Source organism: Denitratimonas tolerans (genome assembly GCF_037203605.1).
Classification (GTDB): Bacteria; Pseudomonadota; Gammaproteobacteria; order Xanthomonadales; family Xanthomonadaceae; genus Denitratimonas; species Denitratimonas tolerans.
The window spans coordinates 95,843-121,381 of record NZ_JBBDHC010000003.1 but is presented as its reverse complement, the minus strand read 5'-3'; the positions used below and the strand labels follow the sequence as shown (position 1 = coordinate 121,381).

The window sequence follows — 25,539 nt, the reverse complement described above, 5'->3', positions numbered from 1 at the left end:
GGGTTCTCCTGATGCGGGCCCGTGGCCCGGCGGCAAAGTGGCTATGATCCCGGTTCAAGCCGTGTACGGTCAATGCGCCACGGTATGGTGCGCGCCCGCGCGGCCCCGCCGGAATCCGGTGCGCGCATGCCGGCGCGGGAACTTTCCAGGCCACGCCCGGTCCATCCAAGCCGTGAACGAGCCGCCAGAACAACGACAAGGCAGGCCCGAATGGGTGAGAACGACGTGGACCAGGCACTGATCAAACGCGTGCAGGACGGGGACAAGCGAGCCTTCGACCTGCTCGTGCTCAAGTACCAGCACAAGGTAGTGGGCATCATCTCCCGCTTCATCCACGACTGGGCCGAGTGCCAGGACGTGGCGCAGGAGACGTTCATCCGCGCCTATCGCGCGCTGCCGAACTTTCGCGGCGACAGCCAGTTCTACACCTGGCTCTACAAGATCGCCGTCAACACCGCCAAGAACCATCTGGTGGCACTGGGCCGGCGTCCACCGACCGAAGACATCGACGCGCAGGATGCGGTGCAGTTCGAAAGCGGCGCTCGGCTGCGCGACGCCGGCACGCCGGAGAACGAGGCGATGCGCCGGGAAATTGAACAAACCGTGGCGCGCACGGTCGAAGCCTTGCCCGAGGAGCTGCGCGTGGCGATCACGCTGCGCGAAGTCGACGGGCTGAGCTATGAGGAAATTTCCGAAGCCATGGGTTGCCCGATCGGCACGGTGCGTTCGCGCATCTTCCGGGCACGCGAGGCCATCGACCAGCAGTTGCGACCGCTGATGGGCGATGCAACGGGCAGAAAGGAACGCAGCGGGAGAGCGTCATGATGAACCAGGACATCCGTGAGCAACTGTCTGCACTGATCGACAACGAGCTCGATCGCGACCGCACGCGCTTTCTGCTCAAGCGCGCCGAGCACGATACCGAGCTGGTGGCGGTCTGGCAGCGCTGGCATTTCTTTGGCGAGGCGATGCGCGGCACCGCGCTGCCGCTGCGCAAGGATTTCGCACGCCAGATCGCGGCGCGGCTGGACGAAGAGGCCGTCGGCGCGATCGCATCGCCGCGCGCTTCGGGCGCGCTGCGCTGGGGCGGTGGATTCGCCGTTGCGGCATCGGTGGCGCTGGTGGCGCTGCTGTTCGCGCGCCCGGGCGCAGATCCGCTCGCGCCGCCTGCGGGCGAGGCGCTGGCCGGAGCGCAGGAGGCCGCCGTATCCGAATCGATCGTCGCGCCTTCCCCCTACCGTGTGCAGGACCTGCGTCCGCCGTATCGCTTCGATGCGCAGACCGTGTCGTCGAGCGAGGACGCACGCCGCGGTGGCCAGGTGCGCTACGACCCGCGCTTCGAAGCCTATTGGCTGCGCCACCAGCAGGCGGTCAACGGCCGCAGCGTGGAGCTGGCCGCACCGTGGCTTTCCCCGCTGGCTCCGCCGGCGCAGGATGCTCCGGCGAGGTAGCCCGCCGGCCCTGCGGTTTCACGGCAGCACCTGACGCACCCGGCCGCGTTCGACGTGCCCGCGTGACGCGCAGGGTGCCACCCGCTTTCCAATACTCCTTCCTTCGCATCCGATGAGGGTCCAATGAACCATTTGTTCCGAAAGGTGTTCCTGGCGCTCGGCGTGCTGCTTCTCGCCGGTGCCGCCAACGCGCAGCTTCCCGATTTCACCGGCCTGGTCGAGGACGCCGGCCCGAGCGTGGTGAGCGTGATGGCCACCAGCACGGCCAAGGCGAACCTGCGCAATGCCCCCAGCGCGGACGAGGACGCTCAGATGCAGGAGTTCTTCCGGCGCTTCTTCGGCCAGCCCGGGATGCCGGGTGCGCCCGGCGCGCCGCAGGCACCGCGCGACCGGACCTCGCAGGGTACCGGCTTCATCATCTCGGCCGACGGCTACATCCTCACCAACCATCACGTGATCGACGGTGCCGACGACATCCACGTGCAGCTGGCGGACCGGCGCGAGCTCAGCGCCACCCTGGTCGGCAGCGATGCGGAAACCGACGTGGCCCTGCTCAAGGTGGACGAGGGCCGCCTTCCGGCGGTCAGGATCGGCAGCTCCAGCGCGCTCAAGCCGGGGCAGTGGGTCGTGGCGATCGGCTCGCCCTTCGGCTTCGATCATTCGGTCACCGCAGGCATTGTCAGCGCGGTGGGGCGCAGCTCGCAGGTCACCGGGCAGCAGTACGTTCCCTTCATCCAGACCGACGTGGCGATCAACCGCGGCAACTCCGGCGGCCCTCTGCTCGACATCGACGGCAAGGTGGTCGGCATCAACTCGCAGATCTTTTCCAATACCGGCGGCTTCATGGGCGTTTCCTTCGCCATCCCCATCGAGACGGCGATGCGCTCGGCCGAGCAGCTCAAGGCCAAGGGCTACGTCTCGCGTGGACTGCTGGGTGTGCGCATCCAGGAAGTGACCCGCGACGTGGCGCGCAGCCTCGGCCTGCCGCGCTCCAGCGGCGCGCTGGTCTTCCAGGTCGAGCCAGGTGGCGCGGCCGACAAGGCCGGCGTCAAGATCCAGGACGTGATCCTCGCCTTCAACGGGCAGGAGGTTGCCCGTTCCGCCCAGCTCCCGCCGATGGTCGGTGCCGTCAGCCCGGGCAGCAAGGCCAGCCTCAAGGTGTTCCGCGACGGCAAGGAAATCACCCTGCCGGTGACGGTCGGCGAAGCCCCGCGCGGTGACGAGGCGGTTGCCGGCAGTCCGGGAGGCAGCGTGGACACGGCGAACCGGCTCGGCATCGGCGTGGAAGACCTCAGCGCCGAGCAGCGCGAGCAGGTCGGTCTGGGCAAGGACGAGGGCGTTGTGGTGACGAGGGTCTCCGGCGCGGCTGCGCAGCGCCTGCGCGCAGGCGATGTGATCCTGATGGTCGGCAAGGTCAAGGTCGGCAGCGTCGCCCAGTTCAACCAGGCCACGAAGAACGCAAAGGCCGGCGAGCCGGTGATGCTGCTGGTGCGGCGCGGCGATGCGAGCCAGTTCATCACGGTGACCCCGGCCAAGGATTGATCCCGGCGTGAGGGATCCGGGGCGGCTCCGGCGCGACCGGGGCCGCTCCTTTTTTCGTCCGGCTCCCGGCCGTGGATGCTGCCTCGCAGCAAAGCTCGGTCCCCGCCGATACAATGGCAGGCCCGCGCGCCCTGTGCGGTCGTCCTGCATCGAGTCCATGAGCGAATCCTCCAACGCGCAGCGCCCGGTATCGGGCAGCAAGATCCTCAGTCCGCAGGGAACCACGGCGGTGCTGGACGGCATCAAGCCCAACGCCGACAGCGCCGTTCCCGATGCCGAGCGCAAGCCGCCGTGGCTGCGCGTGCGGCTGCCCAGCGGTGCCAGGTACAAGGAAGTCCTGGACATCGTCCAGTCGCACAGGCTCTCCACCGTTTGTGCCGAATCCAAGTGTCCCAATATCGCCGAGTGCTGGGAGCGCGGCACCGCCACGCTGATGCTGATGGGTTCGGTGTGCACCCGCGCCTGCAAGTTCTGCTCGGTCAACACCGGCAACCCGCGCGGTTGGCTCGATCCGATGGAGCCGGCCAACGTCGCCGACGCGGTGGCCTTGATGGGGCTCAGGTATGTCGTGCTGACGTCGGTGGACCGCGACGACCTGCCTGACCTCGGTGCCGGACACTACGCCGCCTGCATCCGCGCCATCCATGCGCGCATGCCGGACACCGCGATCGAGGCGCTCACGCCGGATTTCCAGGGCGTGCACGCGCACGTGGCCACGGTGCTCGATGCCGGCCTGGCCACGTTCGCGCAGAACCTGGAAACCGTGCGTCGCCTGACCCATCCGGTGCGCGACCCGCGCGCCGGCTACGAGCAGACCCTGGACGTGCTGGCCTTCGCCAAGCGCCACGCCCCGGGCGTCATCACCAAGACCAGCCTGATGCTGGGTCTGGGCGAGACCGACGAGGAAATCGAGCAGGCACTCGATGACATCCGCGCGGCCAATGTCGATGTGGTCACAATGGGCCAGTACATGCGCCCGACCAAGAACCACCTGCCGGTGCAGCGCTTCGTCAGCCCCGAAAAGTTCCACGAGTACCGCGAATCGGCGCTGTCCAAGGGCTTTCTGGAAGCGGTGTCCGGCCCGCTGGTGCGCTCCAGCTACCGCGCCGAGCGCGTGCTCGAGCAGGACAACGTGGGCCTGGGCCGAAGCGATGTGCTGCAGGCGATCCGCGAGTCCGCGGCGACGATGCAGTCGCTGCGCTGCTGAACCAGGCACCATTCGGCCGCTCGCAAGCCGAGCAAGCTCGGCTCTACGGCTACGACCACCCGCCCATGAAAAACGCCGTGCTGCGCCATCCAATTTGGCGCAGCACGGCGATGTTTTTTCCAGCGGCTTGCGCCGGTCAGCTTCCTGCGCGGTCAACCACCAGCGAAGCCCGGCGGTTGGGCAGACCCGAATCGCCCCAGTTTCCCGGCGCGACCAGGCGGTTGCTCGCCTTGCCGTAGCTCACTGCGCGTACGGTGTCGGCGGGCAGGCCGTTGGCCACCAGGTGCTCGCGCACCGCGTCGGCGCGCGCCTGGCCCAGGCGCTGGTTGTAGCCGACGCTGCCGGCCGGATCGGTGAAACCTTCCACCGTGATCAGGCTGCCCGGGTGGTGGTCGCGAATCACTCGCGCAAAGTCCTCCAGCGCTGCCTTGTCCTCTTCACGCAACGTGGAAGAGTCGTAATCGAAATGCGCCATCGCATCTACCCGCACTTTGCCCTGAGCCTCGGAAATGGCCTTGTCGTACTGCGCAAATCGCTCGGACAGCTCCTGCCGCAGGCTGGCCAGCGCGGCGGTATTGGCATCCGCCTTGGCCTCGATCGCGCTGTCGCGCGCGCGCAGATCGGCCAGCGCCGCGTCCAGGTCGGCGCGTTTGACATAGTTGCTGCAGCCACCGGCCAGCAGCATGCTCGCACCGAGCAGCCCGATGCCGAGCAGTTTTTTGAGGTTCGTCGAGATGGGTTTCATCGATTGGAACTCCCTGGTAGTGATAGTCAGATGACTGGATCCCCCGTGCGCCCGACCGCGGCAGGGCCGCAGGGCCACGGTAATAGCATGATGTGGCGAAGGCAAAAGCTCTGGATGAGCCTGGTGCCAGGGGGGCGACCGACACGCGGACCGGCCGGGAGGGTCTGGTGCCGTACGCGCAAACCCGTGGCGGTGCCATGGCGCATCGAGCCGGCCGCCGGCATGGAGGCAGCTCAGGGCCTTGGGCGTGACCCATGGTGAAGTCTGCAAGGCCGCTGCCGCGGGGAAAGACGCCACAAGCCCCTTTGCCGGGACGTTGGTGACAGATTATCGATCAGGAAGGAAACTCATCCGCCGCTCGCCGGATCCCAGGCCGCGGCGCTTTCGAGCAGCGCGCGAAGGGTGTCGTCGTCCATCGTTTCCAGATGGCGCAGCGCGTCGGCCATGTTCTCCACGGCGAGCGGCTGCTGACGCAGATCGGTGCCGTGAACCGGGCTGAACACGAGGCGGATGCTGCCCATGGAGGCGTCCAGCAGGGCGGCCTGCCATGGTTGGTCGGCGCTGTCTTTGAAAGTGCGCATGGCGTTTTCGTACGGACCGGGAACCGGTGGGACCTTGCCGCAGTCTACTGCCGCGCGTCGGGGCGGGGCGATGGAGGGTGCCGGGCTGTCGTCAGGATGCCGCGCGCGACGGTGTGGCGTGCGCCGTGGCATAATTCCCCGTTTCATGCCCGGGACCGCCCCGGTTCCCCCGCACGGACTTTTCATGCAGCACATCCGCAATTTTTCCATCATCGCGCACGTCGACCACGGCAAGTCGACCCTGGCCGATCGCATCATCCAGCTGTGCGACGGCCTGACCGAGCGCGAGATGGAAGCCCAGGTGCTCGATTCCAATCCGATCGAGCGCGAGCGCGGCATCACGATCAAGGCCAAGGCGGTCTCGCTACCCTATACCGCGCTGGATGGCACGGTCTACCAGCTCAACTTCATCGACACCCCCGGCCACGTCGATTTTTCCTACGAAGTCAGCCGCTCGCTGGCCGCCTGCGAGGGCGCGCTGCTGGTCGTTGACGCCGCGCAGGGCGTGGAGGCGCAGTCGGTCGCCAACTGCTACACCGCGGTCGAGATGGGGCTGGAGGTGATTCCGGTGCTCAACAAGATCGACCTGCCCACGGCCGATCCGGCGCGGGTGCGCGAGGAGATCGAGGCGGTCATCGGCATCGAGGCGGACGACGCCATCGAAGTCAGCGCCAAGACCGGCCTGAACGTGCGCGCCGTGCTGGAAGCCATCGTGCAGCGCATTCCGCCGCCGAAGCCGCGCGATACCGACCGGCTGCAGGCGCTGATCGTCGATTCCTGGTTCGACAACTACCTGGGCGTGGTCTCGCTGGTGCGGGTGATGCAGGGCGAGATCAAGGGCGGAGACAAGATCCTGGTGATGAGCACCGGGCGCGTGCATCAGGTCGATCAGGTCGGCGTGTCCACCCCCAAGCGCAAGATCATCGCGAAGCTGGGTGCGGGCGAAGTAGGCTGGATGACCGCCAGCATCAAGGACGTGCACGGCGCGCCGGTGGGCGACACGCTGACGCTGGCGGCGGCACCCGCGCCGGGGCCGCTGCCGGGCTTCCAGGAAATGCAGCCGCGCGTGTTCGCCGGCCTGTTCCCGGTCGATGCCGACGACTATCCCGACCTGCGCGAGGCGCTGGAAAAGCTGCGCCTCAACGACGCCGCGCTGCGCTTCGAGCCGGAAAGCTCGGAGGCGATGGGCTTCGGTTTCCGCTGCGGCTTCCTCGGCATGCTGCACATGGAGATCGTGCAGGAGCGGCTGGAGCGCGAGTACGACCTCAACCTCATCACCACTGCGCCGACGGTGATCTACGAGCTGGTCGATGTCGATGGCGCGGTGTCCTCGCTCGACAACCCGGCGCGCCTGCCGTCCGCGACGCGGATCGCGGAAATCCGCGAGCCGATCATCCTGGCCAACATCCTCACCCCGCCCGACTACGTCGGCAACGTGATCAAGCTGTGCGAGGAGAAGCGCGGGATGCAAACCGGCATCCAGTACCTGGGCAGCCAGGTGCAGGTCAGCTACGAGCTGCCGATGGCCGAGGTGGTGCTGGACTTCTTCGACAGGCTCAAGTCGGTGAGTCGCGGCTACGCCTCGCTCGACTACCATTTCGTGCGCTTCGAGGCCGGACCCTTCGTGCGCCTGGATGTCCTGATCAACGGCGATCGGGTGGACGCGCTTTCGATCATCTGCCACCGCAGCCATGCCGACCGCCGCGGGCGGGAAATCTGCGAGAAGATGAAGGATCTGATTCCGCGCCAGATGTTCGACGTGGCGATCCAGGCAGCGGTCGGTGCGCAGATCATCGCGCGTTCCACCGTCAAGGCGCTGCGCAAGAACGTCCTCGCCAAGTGCTACGGCGGCGATGCCACGCGCAAGAAGAAGCTTCTGGAGAAGCAGAAGGAAGGCAAGAAGCGGATGAAGTCGGTCGGTCGCGTCGACATCCCGCAGGAAGCCTTCCTCGCCGTGCTGCAGAGTGATTCCAAATAACCCGGATCGATCCAAGGAATGCCCGTGTACTTCAATTTTTCCGCTTTTCTGGTACTGGCTACCGCGCTGACCGGCGTCATCTGGCTGATCGATCACCTGACCTTTGGCCGCAAGCGCAAGGCGGAAGGACGCAAGGAACCGCTGCTCGTCGAGTACGCGCGCTCGTTCTTTCCGGTGCTACTGATCGTGCTGGTGCTGCGATCTTTCCTGGCCGAACCGTTCCGGATCCCGTCCAATTCGATGATGCCCACGCTGCTGACCGGCGACTTCATCCTGGTCAACAAGTTCGGCTACGGAATCCGCCTGCCGGTAACCGACACCAAGATCATCCCGCTCGGTGAGCCGGAGCGCGGCGACGTGGTGGTCTTCCGCTACCCGGAAAACCCCCGCGAGGATTACATCAAGCGCGTCGTCGGGCTGCCGGGCGACGTGGTGGAGTACCGCAACAAGGTGCTCCGGGTGAACGGCGAGTTCGTTGCCGCGGTGCGGGAAGGTGCCTATGTCGGCGTCGGCTCGGGCCGGGAAATGACCGGTGCCGAGGCGTTCAGCGAGCAGCTTGGCGAGGTCAGCCACAAGATCCTGATCGATCCGCGCGTGCAGCGCGGCAGCGTCGGCGAGGGCAGCTGGACCGTGCCGGACGGGCACTACTTCGTGATGGGCGACAATCGCGACAACAGCCTGGACAGCCGTTACTGGGGCTTCGTGCCCGAGAAGAATCTCGTGGGCAAGGCCTTCTTCATCTGGATGAACTGGGACGGCAAGAACGGCGGGATCGATTTTTCCCGCCTCGGAACCGTCATACACTAGGCGCGCCGGCGGCGTGGCCGTTCGGGCACCAGACCTTTCCACTCCTTGCGGGGAACTGCATGAAGCGTATATCGACCCAGTCCGGCCTGACCCTGACGAGCTTCCTGATCGTGCTCGCGGTGGTTGGCTTCTTCATCTACATCGGCATGAAGCTGTTTCCGGTGTACACGGAGTACTACTCGGTGGTCACTGACATGAAGGGCCTGGCGGCGGAGCCGGGCATCAAGCAGAAGTCGCCCGAGGAAGTGCGCAACCTGCTGTTCCGGCGCTTCCAGATCAGCTACGTCGATTCGGTGCTGCCGCAGAACGTCAAGATCAGCCGCAAGGATGGCTACCAGATGCAGGTGGCCTACGAAGTGCGTCGCAACCTCATGTACAACCTCGACTTCGTCGCGGTGTTCGACAAGACGGTCGAACTGGGTGCCAGGGACGTTGACTGACCGTATCGGCCACCATTTTGCCGACCCGGCTCTGCGCCAGCGTGCGCTGACCCACCGCAGCGCCAGCGGCCGCAACAACGAACGGCTCGAGTTCCTCGGTGACGGGCTGGTCAACGTGATCGTGGCCGAGGCGCTCTACCTTCGCCATCCGGCTGCCGACGAAGGCTGGCTGACCCGTGCCCGCGCCCAACTCGTGCGCGAGGCCACGCTCGCGGGCATCGCGCGCGAGCTGCAGCTGGGGGAACAGCTCGAACTGGGGCCGGGTGAACTCAAGAGCGGCGGCTACCGCCGCGATTCGATCCTGGCCGATGCGCTGGAGGCGCTGATCGGTGCCATCCACCTCGATGCCGGCTTCGAGACCTGCCGGCGCATCGTGCTGGGCTGGTTCGCCTCGCGCCTGGAGAGCCTCACCGCGACGGGCACCGAGAAGGATGCCAAGACGCGCCTGCAGGAGTGGCTGCAGGGGCGCGCGCTGCCGCTTCCCGAATATGTGTTGGTGGATACGCGCGGCGAAGAGCACGACAAGGTCTTCGACGTGCTGTGCCGCCTCGCTTCACCTCAGATCGAAGCCGTGGCCGACGGCAGCTCGCGCCGCCAGGCCGAACAGCGCGCCGCCGTGCGCGTCCTTGAGCAACTCACTGCATGAATGAACCCGCATTCCGCGCCGGCCTGGTCGCGGTGATTGGTCGCCCCAACGTCGGCAAGTCGACCCTGGTCAACCGCATGGTCGGCTACAAGGTGAGCATCGTCTCGCCCAAGGCGCAGACGACGCGTCACCGCATCCTGGGTATCGACACCGGTGAGGCGGGACAAATCGTGTTCGTCGATACGCCCGGTCTGCACGCCGAGGGCAAGCGTGCGATCAACCGCTACATGAACCGCGCCGCGCGCGGCGCGCTGGCCGACGTCGAGCTGGGCGCGCTGGTGATCGAAGCCGGGCAGTGGCGCGAGGCCGACGAGGCCGCGTTCGCCACGCTGGAGAAGACCGGCCTGCCGCGCGTGCTGATCATCAACAAGGTCGACCGCATCCGCGACAAGACCGAGCTCTTGCCCTTCATCGCCAAGGTTTCCGAAGGGCGCGGCTTTGCCGCCGTATTCCCGGTGTCGGCGGAGAAGGGCGCCGGGCTGGACGACCTGCGCCGCGGGCTGCTCGACCTGTTGCCCGCCTCCGAGCCGCTGTTCGGCGAGGACGAGATCACCGACCGCAGCGAGCGCTTCCTCGTCGCCGAGCTGATCCGAGAACAGCTGATGCGCCAGCTCGGCGCCGAACTTCCCTACGCCACCGCGGTGGTGATCGACAGCTTCAAGACCGAGGGCAAACTGCTGCGGATTGCCGCCACGATCTATGTCGAACGCAGCGGCCAGAAGGCCATCGTCATCGGTGCCGGCGGCACCCGCATGCGCGCCATCGGCCAGGCCGCCCGCATCGCGATCGAGCGCCAGTTCGAGCGCAAGGTGTTCCTGGAGCTGTGGTGCAAGGTGCGCGAATCCTGGTCCGACGACGAGGCCGCGCTGCGCGGGTTCGGGTATGAGTAACGACGTGATTGGTGATTCGGGATCGGGGATTCGATGATGGCAGCGGCGCTTGGCGCTCTTCACCAATCCCGAATCCCCACTCCCCAATCCCGATCACCCAATGCACCCCGCCTACATCCTGCACGCGCGGCCCTACCGCGAGACGAGCCTCTTGCTGGAGGCGTTCACGCGTGACCACGGTCGCATCGGGGTGATTGCGCGCGGGGTGCGCGGGACGAAGGGGCAGGCGCTGCGGGCGGTGCTGCAGCCGTTCCAGCCGCTGCTGCTGGCCTGGGGCGGGCGGGGTGATCTCATGCGCATGACCGGCGCCGAACCGGCAGGTGCGGCGTTGGCGCTGGAGGGCAGCGCGCTGCTGTCGGCCTTTTATCTCAATGAGCTGGTACTGCGCCTGTTGCCGCGCGGTGAGGCGCAGATCGCGCTGTTCTGGCGCTACGCCGAGTGCCTGGGCCTGCTGGCCGAGGGCGCGCACGCGCCTGGCTGGGAGCTGCGGCGCTTCGAGCGCGACCTGCTCGCCGCCGCGGGCTACGCGCTGGAACTTGAGACGGAGGCGGACAGCGGACGGGCGCTCGATTCCGAGGTGCGCTACCGCTTCGACCCGGTGTCGGGCCCGTACCAGGTGCGCGATGCGCCGGTGCCGGGAACCATCTCGGGCGCGGCGCTGCTCGCGCTGGGCGAAGACCGCGTGCCCGATGCAGTCGGGCTGAGGGAGCTGCGTCGGCTGATGCGCGACGTGCTGCGCCATCACCTGGGCGGGCGCGAGCTGCGCTCCTGGCAGGTGCTGGCCGATCTTTCGGTCGCGGCGCGGAGCGCGGGCGGCGAGGGCGGGCAGGACTGAACCCGCAGTGCCGCGGCGGGCTCAGCCGGGTGCGGTCGGGTCGAACCGATAGCTCATGCCGATGATGCAGTAGCGGCACCTGCCTCCGGGCAGTTCGACCTCCACCTCGTCGTCCACGCGCTTGCCCAGCAGCGCGCGCGCCAGCGGCGAATCGATGCTGATCCAGCCGGCGCGCGCGTCGGTTTCGTCCGGCCCCACGAGCCGGTGGCGCGCCACTTCCCCGCTGGCGGCATCTTCCAGTTCGACCTCGGCACCGAAGTAGACGCGTTCCGGGTCGCTGGGGCGGGTTTCGACGACCTTGAGCTGCTCCAGCCGCCTGCTGAGATAGCGTACCCGCCGGTCGATCTCGCCCAGCTGCTTCTTGCGATAGATGTATTCGGCGTTTTCCGAGCGGTCGCCTTCCGCGGCGGCGGCGGCGAGCGCCTTGACCACCTCGGGGCGGCGCACGCGCCAGAGCGTATCCAGCTCGGCGCGCAGGCGTTCGAATCCGGCGCGGGTGATGATGGCGGTGGAGGCTTCCGCCGGCGGACGCCAGCGGCTCATGGGAAGGGCATTGTCTTCATGATGATCGCAAGCGTGGCGCAGTCGGAAGCGGCGGGCAAGAAGCGATGCGTGCGGACGATGTGCTACAAGTCGGGCTTTCGTTCGTCGCCTTCGATCCATGCTCATCCTGCCCCTGCACCGGCCGCTGACGCGCGCCACGTTTCCGATCGTCACCGCCCTCCTGGTCGTGCTGAACGTGGCGATCTTCGTCCTGTTCCAGGCCGGTGACTGGTCCCGGCTGGAGGCGCTGGAAGCGTGGTACGGGGAGTCGGGCCTGGCGCAGGCCGAATGGCCGGCATATCTGGACTTCGAGGCCGCGCGCGACGGGCCGCTCGCGCGCGAAGCGCTGGCGCAGGTGCCGGACGCCGATCGGGCCGGCGTGCTGTTCCATGCGCGCCTTCGCGACCTCGCGCTGGAGCGCGCGCTGGCGCAGGCCGCACGCGATGGGGCCGGCGCGCGGGAGGCGGGCCATGCCGGCGCGCTGCAGCGTGACTTCGATGCGCGCGCTTCGCGCGTCGTGACGCTGGAATATCGCCTGCGCTACGGCGAGATTGCGCCGCTCCGCTGGGTCACCGCGGCCTTCCTGCACGGTGGCGCGATGCACCTTTTGGGCAACATGTTCTTTCTCCTTGCGCTTGGCCTCCTGGTCGAGGGTGCGCTGGGGCCGTGGCGCTTCATCCTGCTGTATCTGGCCGGCGCGGTCGGCGCGAGCCTGTTCGCGCTCGCCTGGCGCTGGGGCGAGGCCGGTGCCGCCCTCGGTGCCTCGGGTGCGATTGCGGCGCTGATGGGTGCCTTTGCCCTCATCTGGGGATGGCGTCCGGTGCGCTTCTTCTGGTGGTTCTTCGTGCTGTTCGACTATGTGAAGAAACCGGCGATCTGGCTGCTTCCGGTATGGGTCGGTTGGGAGGCGCTCAACCTGGTGTTCAACCCGGAGGCAGGCGTCGGATTCGACGCCCATCTCGGTGGGCTTTTCAGCGGGGCGCTGCTGGGCTGGGCGTTCGTGCGTACCGGGCAGGTGCGTCATGAATTTCTGGACGAAACCGACGTCGCGCCGGACGTGGCGACCGAGCTGGATGCCATCCGCGCCAGGGCCGGGCGCATGGATCTGGCCGCGGCGCAGGAGGCGCTGGATGCGCTCGACGCGAGGGTGCCGGGCCGGCTCGATGTGAGCCTGGTGGGCTACCGGCTCGCCGTGCTCGGGGCGCGCCGCCCCGAGGCCGCGCGCCGCGCGCTCCAGGCGCTGGACATCCCGGCGCGCAATACCGCCGAGGTGGCACTGCAGCTCGCACTGCTGGAAGAAGCCTTTCCGCTGGATCGGCCGGTACCCGGCGGTGCCTGGCGCGAGGGCGTGAGGCGACGCTGGCTCGCGCTGGGATGCCTGGGCGAGTGCCGACGGCTGCTGGAGGCGTGGCTGGCCGACAGTGCCACCGCCGGCGACTGGTTCGAGCTGGTGCTGCGTGCGCGCGAGCGTGGCGAAGGTGATCTGCACCACGCCCTGCTGGAGGAGATCGTCGCGCGCTTTCCGGCATCTCCCGAGGCCGGCAAGGCCCATTTCATGCTGGAACACGGGCACTGAGAATCGGATGCACGGCGAGTGGCAGGTGTGCCGCGCCCTGCTGTCGTGAGCCGCTGATCCGATTCCCTTATTCCCGGGCGTCCATGCCCGACGCGCGCGCGGCGCGCTGCCACTGCCGCAGCCCGCTCGCCGCCAGCCCCAGGAACAGCGCATAGAGCATCGCCGTGACCTGCAGGTCCTTGTGCAGGTACATGCCGATGTAGATCACATCGACCCCGATCCACAGCCACCAGGCGGCGGTATGGCGACGCGCCTGCCACCACTGCGCCACCAGGCTGAAAGCGGCGAGCGCGGCATCAAGCCAGGGCAGGTCGGCGTTGGTGAAGTGCGCCATGAAGGCACCCAGCGCCAGTGCCCCCAGCGCGCCGATGACCAGGTGCAGCGCCGCGCGCGGCAGCGGCAGCGGCGCGATTCGCACCCGCCCGTCCTCGCCCAGATTCCGCAGCCAGCGCGACCAGCCGTAGACCAGCATCGCGGCGAACGCGCCTTGCAAAAGGGCGTCGGAGTACAGCCGCACCTCGATGAAGACCCAGGCGTAGATCAGCACCGACACCAGTCCGATCGGCCAGGCCCAGGGGCGGCGCCTGGCCATCAGCCAGACGCCGAGCGCGCTGAGGACCGCGGCGAGGATCTCGATCGGGTTCATGGCTACAAATCGATCGTGACGCTGAGCCGGGCCAGGCGCGGCGCGCCGGGGAACAGGTAGCTGTCGCCCTGCGAGCTGCCCACGTCGCGCCAGTAGAAGCGGTTGGACAGGTTGTCCACCGAGAGCCTCCACACCAGGTCGCGTTCGCCCCAGCGCGTGCCATAGCGCAAGCCGGCGTCGAACACCGTCCAGGCCGGCGCGTGCACCAAGCCGTCCGGGGTGGCGGGATTGCGCGCGGCGTGGCGCGCGCCGGCCGTGAGGCTCAGCGCGGGCAGGGCCGGCACGGTGTAGTCCAGATGCAGGGCGGCGCGCGCGCGCGGCACGTTGGTGAGCTGGTGGCCTTCGTAGGCGGTGTTGTCCGCGCCTTCCCCGCGCGCCCGGATCAGACTGCCGCTGGCGATCAGGCGCAGGTACTCGCCCATCCGCACGTTGGCGGAAAGCTCCAGCCCCAGGTGGTTCTCGCTGCCGCGCTCGACGAAGGTGTATCCGGCTTCGCTGGCATCCGGTTCGGCGTGCTGCCAGGGCTGGCGGATGTGGAACAGCGCGGCGCTGAAGTCGATGTCGCTGCCGCGGCCGAACTTCACTCCGGCCTCGATCTGCCGCGCCAGGCGCGGGCCGAGCAGGTCGCCCTCGTTGCTGGTCCAGAACGGCGCCTCGTGGCCCAGCGAGACGCCCTCGCTGTAGCTGGCATAGAGCGTCACGGGATCGGCGGGCGTCCACAGCGTGGCGACCTGCGGCAGGGTGTGCTGGATGCGCGCGTCGCGCTCCAGCTTCCCGCGCTTGCTCCAGGCGCGCTCGTCCAGCTCCACCCGGCGCGCGCCAACGATGACCTGCCAGCGTTCGCCCAGCTCGACGCGATCCAGCGCGAACACCGAGCGCTGCCAGCTCGCCAGCCGCCGCACGCGCGGGCCGGTTTCCTCGGGCGAGGGGGCGAAGACGGGCACCTGCGGGTCGTGGATGTTGCCGCTGCCGACGTAGTCGTTGACGTGCAGGTGACGTTCGATCTCGCGCCGGAATACGCCCACGCCCAGGCTCAGGTCGTGGCGCAGTGCGCCGGTGGCGAAGCGGCCGTCCAGGCTCGCGCGCACTTCGTCGCCGCTGCGGGTGTCGTCCGGATTGCGGTAGTCGTAGATGTCGTAGCCGCCGTCGGGCGCGAAGGTGTTGCCCGGCACCTCGCCCGTCCAGCAGGTCGGCTGGTAGTAGCAGCCGTAGGCGAAGGCCACGCTGTCGTCGATCACGCTGCGGCTGTGGCCACCGGCAAGCCCGAGCCGCCAGGTATCGGTCAGCGCGTGTCTCAGGCGCAGGCTGGTGTTGGCGGTGTGGACGCGCACCGGCTCCTGCCACGGCTGGTAGCCGAGCATGCGCGTGGCGCTGGCGTCTTCCGGAAGCACGCTGCCGCCCAGCAGCTGGTAGCCCGAGACCGAGCGCTGCGCGCTGGCGTGGTAGCTGGAATCGACTTCCAGCACGGTGCGGTCGGAGAGCCGCCAGTCGAGCGCCAGGGCGTAGAAATTGCGCCGGCCGTCGGCGTGCTCGACATGGGAATGGATGTCCTCCCAGCCGAGATTGGCGCGGATGCCGAGCGTGGGCGTGAGCCAGGTGCCGGCGTCGAGCGCGGCCAGGCGCGAGCCGTGCGAATCGGTACCCAGGGTGAGCGTGCGCACCTCTTCGGGGCGCTTGCTGACGAAGTTCACCGTGCCGCCCGGCTCCATCGCGCCGGCGCGCAGCGCCGCCGGACCCTTGAGGATCTCCACCCGCGCCTTGTCTTCGAACGCCAGAATCTGCTCGCCGGCGATCGTCAGCCCGTTGAGGCGGTAGCCGGTGCCGAGGTCCAGCGGAAAACCGCGGATGATGAGGTTCTGGTAGTAGCCCACCGGCGCGTAGTTGTCGCCCATCGCCGCGTCTTCCCGCGCCAGCTCGCTCAGGCTGCGGATGTGGCGCTCGTCGATCTGCTCGCGTCCGATCACGCTGACCGATGCGGGCGTGGATTTCAGCGGGATCGCGCCCCAGGGATTCGCGTTGACCGGCTCCGCTTCATCAGGCGCGCTGGCTTCGACCTCCACTTTCGACAGGCGCGTGGTCTGCGAGGGCGCATCGGCGGCGTGCGCGCCGTGGCACAGGAGCGCGGCCAGGGAGAGGAACAGGGTGGTGCGTGCGAGTTTCATGGTCGGCATTCGTCAGTGGAGGAGGACGAAGCGACGGCAGGACGCGCGCCGGGCAAGCCGGTCGCGTCCTGAATCAAGCTCCCTACGCCGGTCCTAACCGGGTCAGGTTCGAAGGGTCTCTCTCAGCCCGGCGTTCGCCGGGCACCCCCGCTTCAGGGCGCTATTGAACCACGGATGCCGCCCGCGTGCAGAATCGGTGCGACGCAGCCCACCGCGCCACTCAGGCCGCGCGCAGCGCGTGCAGGAACGCGCGCCCCGGCGCACGGGAAAACCAGCGCGCGTGGCCGAGCAGGAAGTCGCTCCAGGCCGCCTCGGCGTTGGCTTCCGAGCGCGTGATGCCGGCGTAGTATTCGACTTCCGACAGCGCGAAATCCAGATGCACCACGGGCAGGAGATCGGCCAGGAAGGCGATGTCGTCCGCTTTCAGCGCGCTCACCTCGCGGTAGCCTGCGATCAGCGCGCGGGCGATGGCGGCCTGTCCCCGGTCGTCGTCCGGTTCCAGCCAGGCGATGGCATTGCGTTCGATCGCGGTGGCGAGGTCGAACAGCGCGAAGGTGCGCGCGCACAGGCCGAAATCGACCACCGCACTCACGCCTGCGTTCGCATCGGCCCGGCTCCAGAACAGGTTGGAGGCGTGCCAGTCGCCGTGCGTCCACAGGCGCGGCTGCGCGGCGGCGCGCGCCTGCACGCGCGCGTGCAGGGGGGCGATCGCCTCGCCCAGATCCGCGTCCCAGCGGCGGCCATCGAGCCAGCGCGCCAGCGCCGGGCGTTCGGGCAGCTGGGCACGCAGTGCGGCAATGGCGTCCCCGGCCTCGATCAGCTCCGTGCGCGCGACCAGCAGATGGGTGCCGCGCTGCGCGGCCTCGAATCCCTGCGCGGCGGCGTGCAGGCGTGCCAGCATCGCGCCGGCGGCGCGCGCGTGCGCGAGATCGTCCAGCGGCGTCCAGGATGGCGCGTCGCGGTAGAGGTCCTGGCCCGCGGCCGGCGCGTGCAGGTCCCAGGTCCAGTCGCCCAGGGCGACTGCGGTGCGGCCATCCGCGTCGGCGTGGATCGGCGGCACCGGAATCGCGTTCGCGCGCAGGTGGGCCGCGAACGCGTGTTCCTCGGCCAGCGTCGCGGCGCTGCGCACGCTGGCGTGGTGGCGTTTGGCGAACACCGGACCGGCCGCCGTCTCGACCCGCGCTGCGGCCGCCAGCGGGCGCGGGCTGTGCCAGCCGATCGCCTGCGGCGCGCTCAGCTCCGGATAGCGCGCGAACAGTGGCTCAAGCTCGTCCAGCGTCAGCGGCGGCCAGTCCGGCGGCACCTCGTCGCCGGTCAGGCCATGTACGCGGTGCGCGGGGCTGGCGCTCACGCGGCGGGCAGCCTGGCCAGCGCCTCCTGGATGCGCGCCGCAGGCTCGGGATCAAGGCCGCGCGCGGCATACTCCAGCACCTGTCGCGCCAGCGTCAGCCGGTCGCGCTGGACGAGCAGGTCGGCGGCCCCGAGCGCCCAGTCGCCCCGCACCGGATCGCGCGGCCAGCGTTTGATCATGGCCAGCCACAGGTCGATGGCCAGCTGCGCCTGGCCGCTGTCGCGTGCGCGCAGCGCCAGGCGATGGCCGTCCTCGGGCTGGTGCGGGGTGAAATCGCGGCTGGCGTCGAGCGATTCGCGCGCCAACCCGAGAGCGCGCCGGTCCTGCTTTTCCAGCAACAGCCGGTCGAGATAGGGCGGCGCATGCGCGAGCAGCGCGGCACCGTCGCCCTTGGCGCGCAGCAGCTTGCGGTAAAGCTCGTGCGCGTCGAGCGGCAGGGCGCGCTCGCGCATTTCTCCGGTCAGGCGGGCGAGCGCCGCCTCGGTCTGGCCGTCGGCCACCAGCGCCTGTGCTTCGTCCATCAGGTCGGTGTCGCGGTTGCGCAGCGCGGGCTTGCCGAAGCCGTCGCCCGGCTCGAAGCCCAGTGCCTCGCGGTACTGGAACACCAGGTAGCCCATCAGGTGGAAGGCCGCGAAGATGCCCCACACCGCCGCGGCGGTGGACAGCGGCAGCGAAAGCACGGGCGCGTGTTGCGACAGCCAGTATTCCGCCGTGGCGGCGCTGGTCTGGATCACGAACAGGAGGCCGAAGGCGGCGAAGTAGGGTGCGCCGATGCGCGACATGATCGCGAACGACGTGGCCGGATTGATCGCGTGCCCAAGCGTCCCGTCGATGGCCAGCGAGATGATCGCACCCGGCAGCAGCAGGGTGAGCACCAGCATTGCCAGGATCGCGCCGACCAGGCCGGCGATCAGGCCCGCCGCAAGGAAGAGCGCAAAATAGATCACCCACAGGCCGAGGAAGCGCCAGGCCACGCCGGCGTCGGTATGGGCGGTGATTTCGGGGGCCTCCATCTGCCCGTGCGCCGTGCGCAGCAGGATTTCGAAGGCGTAGCGGTAGGTCGCCAGCCAGATCACAATGCGCAGGATCCAGCCGATGCCGGGCAGAAGCCCGAGCAGGCTGCCCAGGCTGAACACGATCAGGCTGATCAGGGCCGCGCCGCGGAAGGGATAGCGTGCGATCTCGGGAAGGCGATTCCAGAACGGAACCGGTGCGTGGGTCGGGGACATCTGGGCCGCAGGTCGGGGAAAGGAGCGAAGCATGGCGCAGGCGCGCGCCGCCTGCCAGCGCGGCGCGGGGCCTCAGGCGGCTTCGTCCAGCACCGCGAGCTGTTCCTGCACCTGGCGCAGCACCTCTTCCCAGTGGCGCGGCTCGGCAAATCCGGGAAAGGCACGGGGAAAGGCCGGATCGTGCCAGCGGCGTGCGATCCAGGCGTGGTAGTGGATCAGGCGCAGGGCGCGCAGCGGTTCGATCAGATGGCGCTCGCGCCAGTCGAAGTCGCGGAACTCGGCGTAGCCTTCGGTCAGCCGTTCGAGCTGGGCCTGCTGTTCGTCGCGGCTGCCGGAAAGGAACATCCACAGGTCCTGAATCGCCGGGCCGGTGAGACAATCGTCCAGATCGACGAAGTGGGCGACGCCGTCGCGCCACAGGATGTTGCCGGGATGGCAGTCACCGTGCAGGCGCAGCGTGGCGAGGGGCTGCGCGCGCGCAAAGGCGGCATCGACCTGCGCCAGCAGCGCGGTGCCGAGGCGCCGGAAGCTGATGCGCAGATCGGCGGGAATCCGGCCCGAGTCGAGCAGAAAGCGCAGCGGCTCGTGGCCGAACCGTGCGGCATCCAGGGTCTGGCGGTGGCGAAAGTGCCGCCGCGCGCCGACGGTATGCAGGCGCGCCAGGGTCCGGCCCAGCTGCCGCAGCGTGTCGGCATCGTCCAACTCCGGCGCGTGGCCGCCCTGGCAGGCAAACAGGGCGAAGCGGAAACCGGCGTGGTGGAACAGGGTCGCGCCGTCGAAGGCGAGCGGTGCGACCACCGAAAGGTCGGCATCGGCCAGTTCGCGCGCGAAGGCGTGCTCCTCCTCGATGGCCGCGTCGCTCCAGCGCGCCGGACGATAGAACTTGGCGACCAGCGGCGCGGCGTCTTCGATGCCCACGCGATAGACGCGATTCTCGTAGCTGTTGAGCGCCAACAGGCGCCCGTCGCACTGCAGTCCGAGCGATTCGACCGCGTCGACCACCGCGTCGGGCGTCAAGCGCGCGTAGGGCACCTCGCCGGGCACGGGATCAGGCCGCGCGGCTGGCCCGCTTGCGATCGTTCTCGGTCAGGTGCTTCTTGCGCAGGCGGATTTCCTTGGGCGTGATTTCCACCAGCTCGTCGTCGTCGATGAAATCCAGCGCCTGCTCCAGCGAAAACTTGATCGCCGGCGAGAGCTGGATCGTGTCGTCCTTGCCCGCGGCGCGGATGTTGGTCATCGGCTTGGGCTTGATGGCGTTGACGGTGAGATCGTTGTCCTTGGAATGGATACCCACGAGCTGACCCTCGTAGACGCTGTCGCCTTCGGCGGCGAACAGCTTGCCGCGCTCCTGCAGCGGGCCGAGCGAATAGGCCGGCGTGGTGCCGGCGGCATTGGCGATCATCACGCCGTTGATGCGCTTGGCGATGGGGCCCTGCTCCTTGGGACCGTAGTGGTCGAAAACGTGGAACAGCAGGCCCGAGCCCTGGGTGAGGGTCTTGAATTCGTTCTGGAAACCGATCAGGCCGCGCGCCGGGATCTGGTATTCCAGCCGCACCCGGCCCTTGCCGTCCGGCTCCATGCCCTTGAGCTGGCCCTTGCGCGCGCCGAGCTTCTCCATCACGCCGCCCTGATGGATGTCCTCCACGTCGACGACGAGCTGCTCGATCGGCTCCATCGGCTGACCATCGATTTCCTTGATGATCACTTCCGGGCGCGAGACCGCCAGCTCGAAGCCTTCGCGGCGCATGTTCTCGATCAGTACCGACAGGTGCAGTTCGCCGCGGCCCGACACGAGGAACTTGTCGGCGTCCTCGAGCTGCTCGACCTTGAGCGCGACGTTGTGGACGGTCTCGCGCTCCAGACGTTCCTTCAGCTGGCGGCTGGTCAGGAACTTGCCGCCGGAAAGATCCTTGTTGCCGGCGAACGGGGAATTGTTGACCTGGAAGGTCATCGAGATCGTCGGCTCGTCCACCGTCAGCGCCGGCAGCGCCTCGGGGCAGTCCAGCGCGCAGACGGTGTCGGAGATGGTCAGCTCCTGGATGCCGGAAATGGCCACGATGTCGCCGGCCTCGGCGCTGTCCTGCTCGATCCGCTCCAGCCCCAGGAAGCCGAGTACCTGCAGCACCTTGCCCTGGCGCTTCTTGCCGTGCCGGTCGATCACCGCCACCGGCATGTTCTTCTTCAGCGTGCCGCGCTGGATGCGGCCGATGCCGATCACGCCGACGAAGTTGCTGTAGTCGAGCTGGCTGATGCGCATCTGGAAGGGACCGTCCGGATCGACCGGCGGGGCGGGTACGTGCTGCATGATCGCCTCGTACAGCGGCGTCATGTCGCCCGAGCGCACGTCGTCGGTCAGGCCGGCGTAGCCGTTGAGGCCGGAGGCGTAGATGATCGGGAAGTCCATCTGTTCGGCGGTCGCGCCGAGTCGATCGAACAGATCCCAGACCTGTTCCACCACCCATTCGGGCCGCGCGCCGGGGCGATCGACCTTGTTGATGACGACGATCGGCTTGAAGCCCATCGCGAACGCCTTCTGCGTCACGAAGCGGGTCTGCGGCATCGGGCCGTCCATCGCATCGACCAGCAGCAGCACCGAGTCGACCATCGACAGCACGCGCTCCACCTCGCCACCGAAGTCGGCGTGGCCGGGAGTGTCGACGATGTTGATGCGGTTGCCGCGCCAGTTGATCGCGGTGTTCTTGGCCAGGATGGTGATGCCGCGCTCCTTTTCCTGATCGTTGGAGTCCATTACGCGCTCGGCCAGCACGGTGCGTTCGTTCAGCGTCCCGGAGTTTTTCAGCAGGCTGTCGACGAGGGTGGTCTTGCCGTGGTCGACGTGGGCGACGATGGCGATGTTGCGCAGGCTCTGGATGGTCATGGTCGGAATCGGCAGTTCTGTGGCAGTCGGCGTTCGGCGGCAGCACCCGCAGTCCGGGCGCGCGCTTTTTCACGGGAACACGAAAACGCAGACGATCGTGGATCGTCTGCGCCCGGGCATCTCATGGTGCGGCGCATTATACGACAGGGCGGTGAACTGCGGGCATCCGCAGCGCCGATGCGCCGGCCCGACGTCTTTGGTAATAGGTTGTAACTATCATATTCATTGTAACAATCAATTTTACCTATTGTCTTGTGATCCCTACAATGGCCGGTGTCGGAGTCCAATGGCTCCGCCGATGTCACCCCCACACAGACCCAAGGAGAACGCGATGTCCCTCATCAACACCCAGATCCAGCCGTTTCAGGCCGATGCCTTCCACAACGGCAAGTTCGTCAAGGTCAGCGACCAGAGCATGAAGGGCAAGTGGTCGGTCGTGATCTTCATGCCGGCCGCTTTCACCTTCAACTGCCCGACCGAAGTCGAGGACGCGGCCGAGCACTACGCCGAGTTCCAGAAGGCCGGTGCCGAGGTCTACATCGTGACCACCGACACCCACTTCTCGCACAAGGTGTGGCACGAGACCTCGCCGGCCGTGGGCAAGGCGAAGTTCCCGCTGGTGGGCGATCCCACCCACGCGCTCACCAATGCCTTCGGCGTGCATATCCCGGAAGAAGGCCTGGCCCTGCGCGGCACTTTCGTGATCAACCCGGAAGGCGTGATCAAGACCATGGAAGTGCATTCCAACGAGATCGCACGCGACGTCGGCGAGACCCTGCGCAAGCTCAAGGCGGCGCAGTACACCGCCGCGCACCCGGGCGAGGTCTGCCCGGCCAAGTGGAAGGAAGGTGCCAAGACCATCGCGCCGTCGCTGGACCTGGTCGGCAAGATTTGATCCACGCCCCATCGCTGTTCCCATCCCCGCCGGCGCGGGGGTGGGAGCAGATCCCGGCCGCTGCACGCGGCGGTCGGGATCTGCTTCCACGACCAGGCCACAGTGCCCTGCACGGCGGGGCACTGCGCTGCAACTCACCTGAAACCCAAGGAGACGCACCATGCTCGATGACGGTCTGAAGGCCCAGCTCGCCGCCTACCTGGAGCGCCTCGTGCGCCCGGTGCACATCGTGGCCGCGCTGGATGATGGCGAGCCTTCGCGCGAGGTACGCGCGCTGCTCGACGACATCGCTGCGGCCTCGCCCAAGGTCACCCTGGAGCTGCGCGCGGAAGACGGCGTGCACGTCCCGTCCTTCGCCCTGACCAGCCCCGGCCAGGACATCCACCTGCGCTTTGCCGGCCTGCCGATGGGGCACGAGTTCACCTCGCTGGTACTGGCGCTGCTGCAGACCGGTGGCTATCCGCCCAAGGTCGAGGACGAACTGGTCGAACAGATCAAGGCGCTCGATGGCGAGTTCCGCTTCGAGACCTATTTCTCCCAGTCCTGCCAGAGCTGCCCGGACGTGGTGCAGGCGCTCAACCTGATGAGCGTGCTGAACCCGAAGATCCACCACGTCGCCATCGACGGTGCCTACTTCCCCGAGGAAGTGGAGGCGCGCGAGGTGATGACCGTGCCGACGATCTTCCTCAACGGCGAGCGCTTCGGCCAGGGCCGCATGGGCATCGAAGAGATCGTGGCGAAGATCGACAGCGGTGCCGAGGCACGCGAGGCCGCGAAGCTCAAGGACACGGCCCCGTTCGACGTGCTGGTGATCGGCGGCGGCCCCGCGGGTGCGGCGGCGGCGGTCTACGCCGCGCGCAAGGGCATCCGCACCGGACTGGCGGCCGAGCGCTTCGGCGGGCAGGTGCTGGACACCAACAGCATCGAGAACTTCATTTCGGTGAAGGAAACCGACGGGCCCAAACTGGCCGGCGCACTGGAAGCCCACGTGCGCGAGTACGAGGTGGACCTCATGAACCGGTTGCGCGCGCAAAAGCTGGTTCCCGGCCCCGAAGGCATCACCGTCGAGTTCGAGAACGGCGTTTCGCTGGTCGGCAAGACCGTGGTATTGGCCACCGGCGCACGTTGGCGCGACATCAATGTGCCGGGTGAAGCCGAGTACCGTACCCGCGGGGTGGCCTACTGCCCGCACTGTGACGGCCCGCTGTTCAAGGGCAAGAACGTCGCGGTGATCGGCGGCGGAAATTCGGGCGTGGAGGCGGCCATCGATCTGGCCGGCGTGGTCGAGCACGTCACGCTGATCGAATTCCTGCCCGAGCTCAAGGCCGATGGCGTGCTGGTGCGCAAGCTCTACAGCCTGCCCAACGTCACCGTGGTGAAGAATGCGCAGACCACCGAGATTCTGGGCGACGGCAGTCGCGTGACCGGTCTGACCTACGCCGACCGCGCCAGCGGCACCTCGCATCAGGTCGACGTGGCCGGTGTGTTCATCCAGATCGGCCTGGTGCCGGTTACCGACTGGCTCAAGGACAGCGGTGTGGAGCTGACGCGCCATGGCGAAATCGCGGTGGATGCGCGCGGTCAGACCAGCGTACCCGGCGTCTTCGCCGCGGGCGATGCGACCACCTCACCCTACAAGCAGATCGTCATCGCCATGGGCAGCGGTGCGACTGCGGCACTCTCTGCCTTCGACCATCTGATCCGCAGCAGCGCACCGGCCTGATTGGCGCGGCGGCCGGAGCGTCGTCGCCGCTCCTGCCGTCCGTGGGGGGGCCACGCGCAGCTTCGTCAGGGGAAGCGCGCGAGATGCGGTGAAGGCGTTCCGATCGCGTCTCCGTGGCGCTCGTCGAAGCATGCGGTCAGCAGGTGCAGGTGGCGTTCGCCTGCGGACGTGGCGCGGATGCCGTGCGGAAGGAATTCTGCCAGGCCGCGCGTCACCAGCGGCTGCAGCCGCTCCAGCGCCCGGGAAAAATGCTCGCGGAAAACGATGCCGTGGTAGCGCGCGACTTCCTCGAAGTCGATCTCGCCCCGGCACACCAGCTGCTGGACCACATCGGCGCGCGCCAGGTCTTCCGCGCCGAGCCGGGCGGCGCGCCAGACCGGCAGGCGGCCGGCGTCGATGGACGCCTCCCAGGACGCCGGATCGCGCGGATTCTGGAACAGGGTCGCGCCAACGTGGCTGTTGCCGCCGACGCCGATGCCGACCAGGTCGGAACCGGGGTGCGCGCTGTAGCCCAGCAGGTCGCAGTGCAGCGCGCGGTGCCGGCGCGCCTCGAGCAGTTCGTCGTGCGGCAAGGCGAAGCAGCACAGGCCGACGTGCCGGTATCCGCCTTCCAGCAGGCGCGCAAAGAGCGCTTCGCGGCGACCTGGCGCAAAGGTGGACGCGCCGGTGTCTGCGCCCGCCTCGGGTTCACGCAGCGCGTGGTGCAGGCTGATGCGATCGACACGCGCCGCCATCACCGATTCGATCGCGCGGATCGGGGTTTCCGCGACAGGGCCATCGCCCGCGGAAAGATGGACATGGACGTGGACGATGCCGTGCTGGCGACAGGTTTCGATCAGGGTGCGGGCGGCGCGGATCGCCGGATCGTCCGGTGCATTCGAGGCGGCCACGCCGATGAAGATCGCCGCGTGGTTGATACCGATTGCCGCCAGAGCTGCGACGTCGCCAGTCGTCGTGGCGAGTGGGTCCAGTTCCACCAGGCGCAGCGCGGCCCCGGTCACGGCGAACGAGAAATGGTGCGCCAGCGTGTCCAGCAGGTCGCGGATCCGCGTCGCCGCCAGGTGCGCCAGGGGTTGATTGATCAGGTGCACCTGTTCGACCTGACGATCGCGGTCGAACAGGGGAGAGAGCAGCGCGAGCTCCCCGCGCAGGCGCGCGAGATAGGCCTCGCCATGCGGTTCGTCGGCGGCGGCCTCGCCCGGGCGCATTCGGCTCGGGAAATGCACCGCAATGGAGAGCGGCCGGGGGATGGGATCGCCGTTCGTTCCCGCCGCCGCGTCCCGCAGCGCCTGCTCGGCACCCCGGATCGAGAACGGTCTGCCCGAACGATGGCACAGGCAGCCCGGGTGGGGCTGGTCGCGACAGGAGATGTGGATGGGCGTCGGAGAGGCTGGAAGCACGGGTCGGTTCACGC

23 protein-coding genes and 1 riboswitch are annotated in these 25,539 nt (G+C 68.2%); of the genes, 13 read left to right on the top strand and 10 right to left on the bottom strand.

Features of this window, described 5'->3' with window-relative positions; genetic code table 11:
* The first annotated feature begins 210 nt into the window (after positions 1-210).
* The 4 genes from rpoE to lipA all read left to right on the top strand — a co-directional run bounded on the left by rpoE (position 211) and on the right by lipA (position 4,200).
* Positions 211-825 (top strand): RNA polymerase sigma factor RpoE, encoded by a 615-nt coding sequence (gene rpoE / locus WB794_RS03090; RefSeq protein ID WP_337334486.1) that lies wholly within the window; start codon positions 211-213, stop codon positions 823-825.
* Positions 825-1,451, top strand: a complete 627-nt coding sequence (locus WB794_RS03085) for a sigma-E factor negative regulatory protein (RefSeq protein WP_337334379.1) — start codon at positions 825-827, stop codon at positions 1,449-1,451. The genes rpoE and WB794_RS03085 overlap by 1 nt, the downstream gene beginning before the upstream one ends.
* A gap of 123 nt (positions 1,452-1,574) precedes the next feature.
* Positions 1,575-2,993 carry a DegQ family serine endoprotease gene (locus WB794_RS03080; RefSeq protein ID WP_337334378.1) on the top strand — a complete coding sequence of 473 codons (1,419 nt, stop codon included), beginning with the start codon at positions 1,575-1,577 and terminating at the stop codon, positions 2,991-2,993.
* A gap of 157 nt (positions 2,994-3,150) precedes the next feature.
* Positions 3,151-4,200, top strand: a complete 1,050-nt coding sequence (gene lipA, locus WB794_RS03075; RefSeq protein ID WP_337334377.1) for a lipoyl synthase — start codon at positions 3,151-3,153, stop codon at positions 4,198-4,200.
* A 136-nt stretch (positions 4,201-4,336) separates the two neighbouring features.
* On the opposite strand, the gene WB794_RS03070 is transcribed toward lipA, so the two are convergent.
* Positions 4,337-4,945 carry an OmpA family protein gene (locus tag WB794_RS03070; RefSeq protein WP_337334376.1) on the bottom strand — a complete coding sequence of 203 codons (609 nt, stop codon included), beginning with the start codon at positions 4,943-4,945 and terminating at the stop codon, positions 4,337-4,339.
* 347 nt (positions 4,946-5,292) lie between these two features.
* Complete coding sequence (locus WB794_RS03065; protein ID WP_337334375.1) at positions 5,293-5,526, bottom strand: hypothetical protein; 234 nt, start codon at positions 5,524-5,526, stop codon at positions 5,293-5,295.
* A gap of 184 nt (positions 5,527-5,710) precedes the next feature.
* Between WB794_RS03065 and lepA the strand changes: the two genes are divergently transcribed.
* From lepA to recO, 6 genes are all read left to right on the top strand, one after another.
* The gene (gene lepA / locus WB794_RS03060; RefSeq protein ID WP_337334374.1) at positions 5,711-7,504 is read left to right on the top strand and encodes a translation elongation factor 4; all 1,794 of its coding nucleotides are present in this window, start codon (positions 5,711-5,713) and stop codon (positions 7,502-7,504) included.
* An 18-nt stretch (positions 7,505-7,522) separates the two neighbouring features.
* On the top strand, positions 7,523-8,311 hold the full coding sequence (gene lepB / locus WB794_RS03055) for a signal peptidase I (protein ID WP_337334373.1): 789 nt from the start codon (positions 7,523-7,525) through the stop codon (positions 8,309-8,311).
* A 59-nt stretch (positions 8,312-8,370) separates the two neighbouring features.
* A complete protein-coding gene (locus tag WB794_RS03050) occupies positions 8,371-8,751 on the top strand; it encodes a DUF4845 domain-containing protein (protein ID WP_337334372.1) in 381 nt (126 codons plus the stop codon).
* Positions 8,744-9,397: a ribonuclease III gene (rnc, locus tag WB794_RS03045; RefSeq protein WP_337334371.1), complete on the top strand. Its 654-nt coding sequence runs from the start codon at positions 8,744-8,746 to the stop codon at positions 9,395-9,397. Before WB794_RS03050 ends, rnc begins: the two co-directional genes overlap by 8 nt.
* Positions 9,394-10,287: a GTPase Era gene (gene era, locus WB794_RS03040; RefSeq protein WP_337334370.1), complete on the top strand. Its 894-nt coding sequence runs from the start codon at positions 9,394-9,396 to the stop codon at positions 10,285-10,287. Before rnc ends, era begins: the two co-directional genes overlap by 4 nt.
* 100 nt (positions 10,288-10,387) lie before the next feature.
* Positions 10,388-11,122 carry a DNA repair protein RecO gene (gene recO / locus WB794_RS03035; protein ID WP_337334369.1) on the top strand — a complete coding sequence of 245 codons (735 nt, stop codon included), beginning with the start codon at positions 10,388-10,390 and terminating at the stop codon, positions 11,120-11,122.
* A gap of 21 nt (positions 11,123-11,143) precedes the next feature.
* Here recO and greB read toward each other — a convergent pair whose 3' ends face one another.
* A complete protein-coding gene (greB, locus tag WB794_RS03030) occupies positions 11,144-11,665 on the bottom strand; it encodes a transcription elongation factor GreB (RefSeq protein WP_337334368.1) in 522 nt (173 codons plus the stop codon).
* 118 nt (positions 11,666-11,783) lie between these two features.
* Between greB and WB794_RS03025 the strand changes: the two genes are divergently transcribed.
* Positions 11,784-13,241 (top strand): rhomboid family intramembrane serine protease, encoded by a 1,458-nt coding sequence (locus WB794_RS03025; protein ID WP_337334367.1) that lies wholly within the window; start codon positions 11,784-11,786, stop codon positions 13,239-13,241.
* A 67-nt stretch (positions 13,242-13,308) separates the two neighbouring features.
* On the opposite strand, the gene pnuC is transcribed toward WB794_RS03025, so the two are convergent.
* The 6 genes from pnuC to typA all read right to left on the bottom strand — a co-directional run bounded on the left by pnuC (position 13,309) and on the right by typA (position 21,507).
* Positions 13,309-13,887: a nicotinamide riboside transporter PnuC gene (gene pnuC / locus WB794_RS03020; protein WP_337334366.1), complete on the bottom strand. Its 579-nt coding sequence runs from the start codon at positions 13,885-13,887 to the stop codon at positions 13,309-13,311.
* Positions 13,888-13,889: 2 nt separating this feature from the next.
* Positions 13,890-16,049, bottom strand: coding sequence for a TonB-dependent siderophore receptor (locus WB794_RS03015; RefSeq protein WP_337334365.1), 2,160 nt, complete (start codon positions 16,047-16,049; stop codon positions 13,890-13,892).
* 62 nt (positions 16,050-16,111) lie between these two features.
* Positions 16,112-16,208: riboswitch (TPP riboswitch) on the bottom strand.
* A gap of 61 nt (positions 16,209-16,269) precedes the next feature.
* Entirely contained in the window at positions 16,270-17,400 is a 1,131-nt protein-coding gene (locus tag WB794_RS03010) for a phosphotransferase enzyme family protein (protein ID WP_337334364.1), read from the bottom strand.
* Positions 17,397-18,629, bottom strand: a complete 1,233-nt coding sequence (locus WB794_RS03005; RefSeq protein ID WP_337334363.1) for a hypothetical protein — start codon at positions 18,627-18,629, stop codon at positions 17,397-17,399. Before WB794_RS03005 ends, WB794_RS03010 begins: the two co-directional genes overlap by 4 nt.
* A gap of 72 nt (positions 18,630-18,701) precedes the next feature.
* A complete protein-coding gene (locus WB794_RS03000; protein ID WP_337334362.1) occupies positions 18,702-19,673 on the bottom strand; it encodes a serine/threonine protein kinase in 972 nt (323 codons plus the stop codon).
* Positions 19,674-19,677: 4 nt separating this feature from the next.
* Positions 19,678-21,507, bottom strand: a complete 1,830-nt coding sequence (typA, locus tag WB794_RS02995) for a translational GTPase TypA (protein ID WP_337334361.1) — start codon at positions 21,505-21,507, stop codon at positions 19,678-19,680.
* A 331-nt stretch (positions 21,508-21,838) separates the two neighbouring features.
* Between typA and ahpC the strand changes: the two genes are divergently transcribed.
* Both ahpC and ahpF read left to right on the top strand, forming a co-directional pair.
* On the top strand, positions 21,839-22,402 hold the full coding sequence (gene ahpC, locus WB794_RS02990; protein WP_337334360.1) for an alkyl hydroperoxide reductase subunit C: 564 nt from the start codon (positions 21,839-21,841) through the stop codon (positions 22,400-22,402).
* A 160-nt stretch (positions 22,403-22,562) separates the two neighbouring features.
* A complete protein-coding gene (gene ahpF, locus WB794_RS02985; RefSeq protein WP_337334359.1) occupies positions 22,563-24,125 on the top strand; it encodes an alkyl hydroperoxide reductase subunit F in 1,563 nt (520 codons plus the stop codon).
* Positions 24,126-24,190: 65 nt separating this feature from the next.
* On the opposite strand, the gene WB794_RS02980 is transcribed toward ahpF, so the two are convergent.
* The gene (locus WB794_RS02980) at positions 24,191-25,333 is read right to left on the bottom strand and encodes an oxygen-independent coproporphyrinogen III oxidase (RefSeq protein WP_337334358.1); all 1,143 of its coding nucleotides are present in this window, start codon (positions 25,331-25,333) and stop codon (positions 24,191-24,193) included.
* Positions 25,334-25,539: the final 206 nt, after the last annotated feature.